Annotated in this window: 9 protein-coding genes; 4 read left to right on the top strand and 5 right to left on the bottom strand. The window is 43.2% G+C overall.

Features of this window, described 5'->3' with window-relative positions; translation table 11 throughout:
- On the bottom strand, positions 1-1305 hold a 1305-nt coding region (gene ahpF, locus QVP90_RS04905; RefSeq protein ID WP_288203959.1), incomplete at its 3' end, for an alkyl hydroperoxide reductase subunit F.
- 18 nt (positions 1306-1323) lie between these two features.
- Entirely contained in the window at positions 1324-1890 is a 567-nt protein-coding gene (gene ahpC / locus QVP90_RS04910) for an alkyl hydroperoxide reductase subunit C (RefSeq protein WP_005928647.1), read from the bottom strand.
- Positions 1891-2147: 257 nt separating this feature from the next.
- Between ahpC and QVP90_RS04915 the strand changes: the two genes are divergently transcribed.
- Positions 2148-2684 (top strand): NUDIX domain-containing protein, encoded by a 537-nt coding sequence (locus QVP90_RS04915; protein WP_025819231.1) that lies wholly within the window; start codon positions 2148-2150, stop codon positions 2682-2684.
- Here QVP90_RS04915 and QVP90_RS04920 read toward each other — a convergent pair.
- From QVP90_RS04920 to QVP90_RS04930, 3 genes are all read right to left on the bottom strand, one after another.
- Positions 2675-3043 (bottom strand): thioredoxin family protein, encoded by a 369-nt coding sequence (locus QVP90_RS04920; protein WP_005928642.1) that lies wholly within the window; start codon positions 3041-3043, stop codon positions 2675-2677. The two genes, QVP90_RS04915 and QVP90_RS04920, sit on opposite strands and share 10 nt — an antisense overlap.
- A gap of 213 nt (positions 3044-3256) precedes the next feature.
- A complete protein-coding gene (locus QVP90_RS04925) occupies positions 3257-3559 on the bottom strand; it encodes a helix-turn-helix domain-containing protein (RefSeq protein WP_005928638.1) in 303 nt (100 codons plus the stop codon).
- Positions 3543-3878: a type II toxin-antitoxin system RelE/ParE family toxin gene (locus tag QVP90_RS04930; RefSeq protein ID WP_264380944.1), complete on the bottom strand. Its 336-nt coding sequence runs from the start codon at positions 3876-3878 to the stop codon at positions 3543-3545. The genes QVP90_RS04925 and QVP90_RS04930 overlap by 17 nt, the downstream gene beginning before the upstream one ends.
- A gap of 654 nt (positions 3879-4532) precedes the next feature.
- Between QVP90_RS04930 and QVP90_RS04935 the strand changes: the two genes are divergently transcribed.
- The 3 genes from QVP90_RS04935 to QVP90_RS04945 all read left to right on the top strand — a co-directional run bounded on the left by QVP90_RS04935 (position 4533) and on the right by QVP90_RS04945 (position 10353).
- Complete coding sequence (locus QVP90_RS04935; protein ID WP_021935810.1) at positions 4533-7541, top strand: tetratricopeptide repeat protein; 3009 nt, start codon at positions 4533-4535, stop codon at positions 7539-7541.
- A 6-nt stretch (positions 7542-7547) separates the two neighbouring features.
- Positions 7548-9263, top strand: a complete 1716-nt coding sequence (locus QVP90_RS04940; protein WP_021935811.1) for a hypothetical protein — start codon at positions 7548-7550, stop codon at positions 9261-9263.
- A gap of 226 nt (positions 9264-9489) precedes the next feature.
- Positions 9490-10353: a hypothetical protein gene (locus QVP90_RS04945; protein WP_021935812.1), complete on the top strand. Its 864-nt coding sequence runs from the start codon at positions 9490-9492 to the stop codon at positions 10351-10353.
- The last annotated feature ends 212 nt before the right edge of the window (positions 10354-10565 follow it).

The raw sequence follows: 10565 nt of genomic DNA on the forward strand, positions 1-10565 counted from the left end.
CAGACGCTCTTCCTCCGTCTTACGGTCTTTTATACGAAGAGCCGTCAACTTATCACCGTCTCCAATAACTTCAACCGTTTGAGAACTTACAAAAATCTCGACATTGGAAAGGCTTTTTGCTTTTTCCTGCAAAACGCTATCAGCTTTCAACTCATCCATAAATTCAAAAACCGTCACTTTCGAACAGATTCCGGCAAGATCGATAGCTGCTTCTATACCGGAATTTCCACCACCCACTACCGCAACATGTTTTCCTTTATAGAACGGGCCGTCACAATGGGGACAGAAAGCAACCCCTTTGCCGATATAGTCAGCTTCTCCCGGAACATTCAGTTTACGCCAACTCGCCCCCGTAGCAATGATGAAAGCAGGAGCGGAAAACTTTTCGCCGACAGAGGTAGTTACCACCTTTTCTTTCCCGATGACTTCGACTGATACTATTTTCCGATGTTCCAATAAATCAACCGGATACTGCAAGAGATGGCTTTTGAGGTTATCAGCCAGTTCATTCCCTGTAGTATGTACTACAGAAATCAAATTTTCAATACCGACTGTCTCCTTCACCTGACCACCGACACGTTCGGCAACAATGGCAACACGCAAACCTTTACGGGCCGAATAAATGGCGGCAGAAACTCCGGCAGGGCCTCCACCGGCAACAATAACGTCATAATTCTTCACCGTTGCCTCTATCCGGCTTTCCTCCACACCATATCGGGCTTCCAATTCAGACAGAAGTTCACCGAAATCGCCACGTCCTACATGCAATAGCTTGCCGTCGGCAAAAACAGAAGGTACACCTTGAATTTTCAAAGCTTCCACTTCATCTTGATAAAGAGCGCCATCCACCATCTCATGGGTAATGGCCTCATTCAACGTAGTCATGGCATTAAGTGCCTGTACAACATCGGGACAGTTGGTACAAGTCAATGAGACATAAGTAGTCAACCGTATCGGCCCTTTCAAAGCCTTCACCCGGTTACAAACCTGTTCATCAGGAAAGTTTTTACCTTTCCCATCCAGATTAAGAATTGCCAACAGTAAAGAGGTGAACTCATGTCCGTTAGGTACTCCCCGGAAAGTAATACCGGTTTTATGGTCGTTTTTCAACAAAGTGAATTCCAATCTCTTTCCCTCATTCACCCGGCAAGAGATATGAGAAGAGCAATCAGCTACATCAGTCAGCAGCTCAACCAGCTCATTGCGATGTTCATGTTGAGGGGATACATAGATATCAAAGGTAAAATTACCTTCCAAATTGGCAAATATGCCTTTCAGTTGTTCTTTTAGTGCGGATTCAAGCATAGTGGTGAAAATTAGAAGTTAAATCTTCCCTACCAGATCAATACTCGGTTTCAAGGTAGCTTCCCCTTTCTTCCATTTGGCAGGGCAAACTTCTCCATCGTGGGTAGCCACAAACTGAGCAGCCTCTACTTTACGAAGTAATTCGTTTGCATCACGACCGATATTATTATCATGCATCTCTGCCACTTTAATCTGACCTTCCGGATTAATCAGGAAAGTACCACGATAAGCCATACCTTCCGATTCAATGTACACACCAAAAGCACGTGCCAAAGCGCCTGTAGGGTCTGCCAACATCGGATACTTAATTTTACGGATACTATCGGAAGCATCATGCCATGCCTTATGTACAAAGTGCGAATCGCAACTTACGGAATACACTTCGACACCCATTGCCTGAAGCTGATCATATTTCTCGGCCACGTCCACCAACTCTGTCGGACAAACAAAAGTAAAGTCGGCAGGATAGAAAAAGAAAATAGCCCATTTACCTTTAACATCATTGTTGGTCACTGTTTTAAAACTACCATTATGAAAAGCCTGAACACTGAATTCAGGAAGTTGAGAATTAAGAATTGGTTCCATACTAAACTTATTATTTATTGATTAAACTTGTTTTGATTTCGATGCAAAGATAAGGGGATGGCTACCGGAAAAACAAAAAAAGTCCAATCGAATAATTCTATGCCTTGATAGATAAAATCCATCATACAGGCGTATATCAACTTTCCTTAAATGTTATAGCCTATTCTTTTGTTTTCTCCATTTTATAAAATACTTTTGCAACAAGTATTTGTTGGATACACATCAAAAAAGCAGTAATGAATCAATCTTTATCAGACATGGAACATCCTCTATCCCAATTCAGATATTGCCCGAAATGCGGTTCGGAGCATTTTAAGGTACATAATGAGAAATCCAAACAATGCGCCGATTGCGGGTTTATATACTACTTCAATCCCTCGTCCGCCACTGTTGCATTGATTTTGAATGAGAAAAACGAATTGCTTGTATGCCGCCGGGCAAAAGACCCCGCAAAAGGCACGCTTGACCTCCCCGGTGGATTTATTGATATGAATGAAACCGGAGAAGAAGGAGTGGCCCGTGAAGTACTGGAAGAGACAGGACTCAAAGTAGAAAAAACGACCTATCTGTTTACGCTACCGAACATTTACGTTTATTCGGGATTCCCGGTTCACACATTGGACATGTTCTTCCTCTGCAGAGTTAAAGACACCAGCCACATCGCCGCTATGGACGATGCAGCTGATGCATTCTTCGTTCCTCTTATGGAAATACACCCGGAAGATTTCGGATTGGATTCTATCCGGAAAGGACTGGACATGTTTATTCACAGTAACTCTCCGAGTTATTCATGAATCCCGGCCAGCAAATCGTCGAGCATTTTCTTTAATTGAGGCTTTCCGATTGTCCCCAACTTCATCCAAGGGGTACCCTCTACCGGTGCAAACAGGAGATTCGGAATGGTACGGATGGAAAAGGCTGATTCCAGCAAAGGTTCTTGATCAACGTCCACTTTATAAAAGTCGATTTTACCATCGTACTCTACTGCCAGTTCATCAAGAACAGGGGATAATCTTTTACAATAAATGCACCACGGAGCATGAAAATCAACGATGCAAGGCCTGTTGCCTTTAAATTCCCAACCATTGGGATATTGTTGAAAATCCGATACTCTCTCGGCAAAACTCTCATGTGTCAAATCAACTACTTTCATATCTTCTTATTTTCCATTTATCATTATCAATCTTCACAATGCAAAATTACGGGTTTCGGAAGTCGAAAAAGCCTCTCCCCAACCCTCTCCATAGGAGAGGGAGCCAAGTTAGTTCTGTAACTAATTAACAAACAAGAGTATCTATACCCCCTCTCCCACGGAGAGAGTTGGGGAGAGACTTCTATTGTAACAGTTTAGTATTCCGGCCCTTGCCTACATGATCGGTTTTACAATTTCAATTTTAAGCCCAAGCGCATCAATAATACGAAAAAACAAACCAACCCCCGGTTCTATAACTCCCTTTTCTATTCTTGATATATAAGTTTTATTAGTTCCTACTTTTTCAGCCAATTCGGATTGTGTCATTTTTTCTTGTTTCCGCGCGTTACTGATTATCTGCCCCACACAGTAAGAGTATGCTTCTTTGCGAAACTCCTCTCTTTCAGGTGAGCCAACCTTACCGTACAATTTATCTAATACGGCATCCATGCTTCCAATCTTAGGGTTTGCTTGCATAATATTCATTTTTAAGTTTTAATGCTTTTTCTATCTCACTATCCGGCGTTTTCTGCGTCTTTTTCTGAAATCCATTGAATAGCATTACTATATTCCCATCATCAAAGATGAAGAAAGCCCGATAAATATTTCCATTATGGCTTGCTCTCAACTCGTAAACACCATCACGAATTAGCTTAACGAAATTCTTGTTAAGCCGTTCTTGCGTTTTAAGCATATCGAGCACATAAGAGATTTTTTTCTTTGCGCCATCTTCTAATGACATAAAGAAGTCTATGAAATAATTCTCATAGTATAATATTTCTCTTTCTTTTCTCATGGTGCAAATATAGATAAAGTTTACATATATAACAACTTCATTCGGCTTTTTCTTCGATTTCAGCCACAACTTACTTTGATTCTTTATTATTGTACCGGCTTTACAGAAGTTTCCCTTCTCCAAATAAAGAAAAATGAGAAATTTATCCTTCATCTTAAACTTCTTCCCACAGTTGAGGTGTTTCTAAGATAAAGTATAATCCTAAATGAGAAGCGCTAATATCCACCTATTCCTTTATCTGCATTAACCTTATTAACCTTCTGATTTAACATTCCAATCTTTGTGATACAAAAGTATACACTTAAGCACTACAAACCTCTATACTCTTACATAGTAAAAGCATAGACTTTTCATCCAGATAAATACAGACTCTTGCACTCTTAGAATTAGAAGCAATAAATCACTATAAACCAAAACATTACAATCCAAACACTCGTTTAATTTTTCTAAGTAACTTTTTCATTCCAAGATCTCTACTTCGGTTTTAAGCAACTATATGCTTATCCGATCGGATTACAGAAACAACCCCCTCACAAAGATATTTTGTCAGATAACAAAAACATTTTCTTCCCGTTGACGTTAAAACCTGTAAAACTAAAGAGTTGTTTGCTGTAAAGTCTACAAAAACAAGTACTTTTGCCAAAACACTAAATTATGAAAAGAGAAATTTCACGATTTATATGTGCCCTGATATGTTGTGCACCTATCATTACTTCGGCACAAACCAGCGAAAAGATCACTTCGCCTGCCAATTTATATAAGGAAGGAAGATACCTGTTCGAACAGAAAAATTATGCAGCGGCAACTGCCTCCCTGAAAGCTTTTGTGAAACAGGAACCTGCTACCCGATTTCGCGAAGAAGCAGAGTATATGCTTGTATGTTCGGCCTACGAACTGAAAGATAAAAACAGTATTACCCTGCTTCGAGACTATCTCGAACAGTATCCGGACACTCCTTATGCCAACCGGATTTATGCACTATTAGGGGCCTGCTATTTCTACGAAGGGAAATACGACGAAGCGTTGGCACTTCTCAACTCTTCCCGGCTCGACCAACTGAGTAACACCGAACGCGATGATATGACCTACCTCCTGGCTACCTGTTATTTGAAAACAGGAAACTTGAAAGAGGCAGCTATCTGGTTTGAGACACTGAGAGCCAGCAGCGAAAAATATGAAAAAGATTGTGCTTACTACATCTCATACATCCGTTATACTCAAAAACGTTACGACGAGGCCCTTGCGGGATTTCTGCCTTTGCAAGACGACCCGAAATACAAAGCATTGGTACCTTATTACATAGCCGAGATTTACATCGTCAAGAAAAACTACGACAAAGCGGAAATAGTAGCGCAAAATTACCTGTCGGCTTATCCGCAAAACGAACATGCCGCCGAAATGTACCGTATTTTGGGAGACGCTTCTTATCATTTCCGTAAATATCAGGAAGCCATCAAAGCATTCGAAAGCTATCTTGAAAGCGACGCTTCTCCCCGCCGGGACGCTCTCTACATGTTGGGACTCTCCTATTTTCAGATAGGCGTATACTCCAAGGCCGCCGAAACATTGGGAGAAGTAACCACCGTTAATGATGCCCTGACGCAAAATGCTTATCTGCATATGGGACTTGCCTATCTGCAACTGGCCGAGAAGAATAAAGCCCGCATGGCTTTCGAGCAGGCAGCCGCCTCCAATGCCGATATGAAGATCAAAGAACAGGCAGCCTACAATTACGCGCTTTGTATCCATGAGACGTCCTACTCCGCTTTCGGAGAGTCGGTCACCGTATTCGAGAAGTTCTTAAACGAGTTCCCGAATTCTGCCTATGCCGACATGGTAAGCAACTATCTGGTGGAGGTCTATCTAAACACCCGCAGTTACGATGCAGCTTTGAAATCGATTGACCGTATCACACATCCGGGTGCACGCATTCTGGAAGCCAAACAAAGAATCCTGTTCCAACTGGGTACGCAGGCTTTTGCCAATGCTTCTTTTGAACAGGCCATCGGGTATTTCGACCGATCTATCGCCATCGGCCAATATAACCGACAGATAAAGGCGGATGCCCTTTACTGGCGTGGCGAATCTTACTACCGGCTGAACCGGATGCAGGAAGCCACCCGCAACTTCAACGAATACCTGCAACTGACGCGCCAGACAAACAACGAAATGTATGCACTGGCACACTATAACCTGGGCTATACTGCTTTCCACCAGAAAGACTACGCACAAGCACGAAACTGGTTCCTTAAATACATACAACTGGAAAAAGGCGAAAACAGAACGGCCTTGGCGGATGCTTACAACCGCATCGGCGACTGCTTCCTGAACGAACGCAGTTTTGATGAAGCAAAGCAATATTATGCTCAGGCAGAAAACATGGGGACACCTTCGGGAGACTATTCGTTCTATCAGCTTGCCCTTGTTTCGGGATTACAGAAAGATTATTCAGGAAAAATAACCTTGTTGAACCGCTTGGTCGGGAAGTACCCTTCATCCCCTTATGCAGTCAGCGCCCTTTATGAAAAAGGACGTTCATACGTACTGATGGACAATAACAGTCAAGCCATCTCCTCTTTCAAAGATCTGTTAAGCAAATACCCCGAAAGTCCGGTCGGAAGAAAAGCCGCCGCCGAAATCGGATTGCTGTACTATCAGGACGGGAACTACGACCAAGCCATCGAGGCTTATAAACAGGTGATCAATAAATATCCGGGAAGTGAAGAGGCCCGCCTGGCCATGCTCGACCTCAAATCCATCTATGTAGACATGAACCGTATCGACGAATTCGCAGCGTTGGCGGCTGCCATGCCCGGCAATATCCGCTTCGATGCGAGCGAACAGGATTCACTGACTTACATTGCTGCCGAAAAGATTTATGGACGTGGCCGCATCGAAGAAGCCAAGAGCAGTTTCAATAAATACCTGCAAACATTCCCTGAAGGGGCTTTCGGTCTGAATGCCCATTATTATCTCTGTCTCATCGGCAAAGAACAGAAAAACTACGATATGATTCTGCTTCATTCGGGCAAGTTACTGGAATATCCGGATAATCCGTTCTCGGAAGAGGCATTGGTAATGCGTGCAGAGGTACAATTCAACATGCAACAGTTTGCCGATGCATTGGCTTCGTATAAAATGCTGAAAGAAAAGGCAACCACAGCCGACCGCCGCCTATTGGCCGAAACAGGAATGCTGCGCTGTGCCTATCTTATCAAAGATGATACGGAAACCATTCATGCAGCAACCGATCTGCTGGCCGAAGCCAAACTGACTCCGGAATTGGGCAACGAGGCTCTCTACTATCGTGCCAAGGCATATATGAATCAAAAGGCAGATAAAAAGGCACTGGCCGACTTACAAGCACTCGCCAAAGATACCCGAAACCTTTACGGTGCGGAAGCTAAATACCTGGTAGCCCAGCAATATTACATCTCCGGAGAATACGAAGCAGCCGAGAAAGAACTACTCGATTATATCGAACGGAGCACCCCACATGCTTATTGGCTGGCACGGAGTTTCGTCCTGTTGTCGGATGTATACGTAGCCATGGATAAAAAACTGGATGCACGCCAATACCTGTTGAGCTTGCAACAGAATTACCATGCCAATGACGATATCGAAAGTATGATTGAAAGCAGACTGGAAAAACTTAATAAGTAACGAAGTATGAAACGTAATCAATATATCTTCTTGGGAATGGTCTTTATTGCCATCCCTTCATTAGTACAGGCACAAACCCAGCCAAAAGATACTACCCTAAACCGCACGGTAGTGGTGGAGCAGGAATACAATCCCATTATCATGGATGCCGCTAAGGTGAATGTTCTGCCGAAAGTAGAAGAGCCCGTAGTTAATAAAAAAGAGGTGGAATATGCTGTCAGTTCCACACCGGCTTCGAATATCCCGGCAGGAACCATGCAGGCCTATACGGGAAAAGAGACACAAGCCACGAGCCATCCGGGATATGTACGCTTAGGATACGGTAATTACAATAATCTGGACGCTTATGCCAATTACCTTTTCCGCCTTTCCGACCGGGATAAGTTGAATGTGAATTTCAACATGGTAGGAATGAAGGGAACATTGGACATGCCTTCTTACCGCACTTCAAAGCCAGATGAATGGGATGCATTTTACTACCGTACACGAGCAGGCATCGATTACCTGCACCAGTTCAATCGAATGAATCTGAACATAGCCGGACACTTCGGACTGAGCAACTTCAACTATCGCCCGTATTCCATCTTCAATAAACAGAAGTTTACTTCCGGTGATATGCACGTCGGATTAAAGTCGACCGACGAAACATTACCGCTTCAATTTCAGGCAGAAACGAATCTGTTGTTGTACAACCGGCAACAAGGCTTCCCGGCGATAAATAAATTAGGAGTCACCGAAACCCAAGTTCGCACCAAAGGAAATGTAACGGGAATGATCAACGAAGAACAATTGATTAGTATCGCTGTAGAAATGGATAACCTCCTTTATGATCCGCGACAAATGGGAAGCTACAAAGAAACGTTATTCCACAACCGTACCACGGTAAACTTAAACCCATATTATGAACTGAATGACGACAGTTGGCGACTTCATATCGGAGCTAACGTAGACCTGTCTTTCAAAAACGGTAAAAGTTTTTATGTCTCTCCCGATATTGATCTTGCCTACATTTTCTCAGACAGCTATGTACTTTATGCCCGAGCAACCGGAGGACGATTGCTGAACGATTTCCGTCGTCTGGAGCAGATAAACCCATACGCTTGTTTCTCACACCCCATTACAGACACGTATGAACAGGTCAATGCCCGTATCGGTTTCAAAGCCAGTCCGGTGAACGGACTTTGGTTTGACTTATTTGGTGGATACCAGAATCTGAAAAACAACCTGTACCCATACATGAGTGACATAACCGGTGGCCAGGGAGGCGTATTTACAGATTACGGGCAAACGGACAGTTACAATTTCCATGCCGGAGCACAAATCAGTTATGCTTATAAGGATTTGTTCTCTTTCGCTGCCGATGCTACTTATTATCATTGGGATGCCGACGATCCTAACGTCGATTCGGAAACAGTCAATTATAACGACGCCCTATTAATGAAACCTCAGTTTAAACTCGGATTGCAGATAGAAGCGCGCCCCATCCATGCACTGTCATTGAACATCAGCTATCAATATATCTCCCGGACGGAACCCTATTTCTTTACCGGAGCCAAACTGCCGGCTGTCAGTAACCTTGGACTAAAGGCGACTTATAACCTGTTCAAAGGCGTTTCCATCTACGCCAAAGCAGACAATTTACTGAATAAGGAGTATCAGTACTACCTGGATTATCCGACCCAAGGCATCAATTTCGTAGGCGGACTGAGTTTCCAATTCTAAACAGAATCACTTTCTCATTAATATAGGTACGATAAAACACTCTCTGCACTTCAAAAGCAAAGGGTGTTTTATTATGTACCATTCCCATATTCTGTTTCTTCGAAAAGGAAATTCCCTACAAAGCGCCTGTCAACAGAATCAAAAAACAGACTAACTATTTGCTATTCAGAATATTTTAGTTATTTTTGTACATAAAACTCACAAAAACAAAGGAGGGTAAAAGCATATGATACAAAAAGCCGATATATCGTGTCTTTCAATCCGTTTAGGCATGTTTCTCCTGCTGATTTCGGTTTCGCTGTCGCTCTCTGCCCAGGAAGATAGTACACACATGATCAACGACAGCATACATACCTCCTCCCGAACCTCATTTAAGCTTCTTCCACCCGATCCGTTTATGGAGAGAGCCACTTATCCTTTGTATCCGTCCGATGCGTATCCATACAAACCTATGAATCATCCACCTGAAATCTCACTGAAAAAGGAAATCTATCTGCCCTATTATACCAATCCCTCCCCGATCTTTCGGGGAGACTATCAAACAGACGGCATCATAAAACAATTCCGCCACGGAGCTTTCTTCGGTTCCGGAACACAGACAAGTCTACCGGGAATCGGACGCTTCAACAACGCTTCTCTCGGTTACCAACATGTTTTAAATCCCAAACTGGCATTACAACTGAGCGTCAATGCTATGAAAATAAATATGAGCCACATCAGTGGACAAGCATTCAGTACCTCGGGAGCCTTGCTCTATCATCCTTCGGATCAAGTTACCCTCAAGTTCTTCGGCTCGTATGATATTGGAAACTCCTATGGGATGAGCACCCACCGATACGGCGCCACCATGTCCGTCGACATGTCCGACCGATTCAGTATGGAAGTAGGGGCACAGCGCTATTATAATGCTATGAGAGGGCGTTGGGAAACAGTGCCGATCGTGATTCCTTACTACCGCTTTGAGAAATTCAAACTCGGATTGGACGTAGGCGGATTGATATACGAAATTCTCCGTGAAGCAGTTTTTGACAAACAAAACAGCAGCGGTCCCAACCTCGCACCGCCACGCTTTTCGATACCGATACGATAAAGCTGTATTGCACTCTATTCCGGGATTTGTCCATTACTAAAAAATCTCGTCTCCCCGCTTCCCTGACTCCTAAAAAAAGTCTTTTTTTGCAAAAAAGGAACAGATTCTCTCTATATTATAAGGTAAGGAAAATGTTTTTTTCTACTTTTGTCGGCGAATTTCAGAATAAATGGGAGTTGAAACTTAGAAAAGCACCACTCTCGGCATTCTTA

This window comes from Bacteroides sp. CAG:189 (assembly GCF_000432295.1).
GTDB classification, from domain to species: Bacteria; Bacteroidota; Bacteroidia; order Bacteroidales; family Bacteroidaceae; genus Bacteroides; species Bacteroides salyersiae.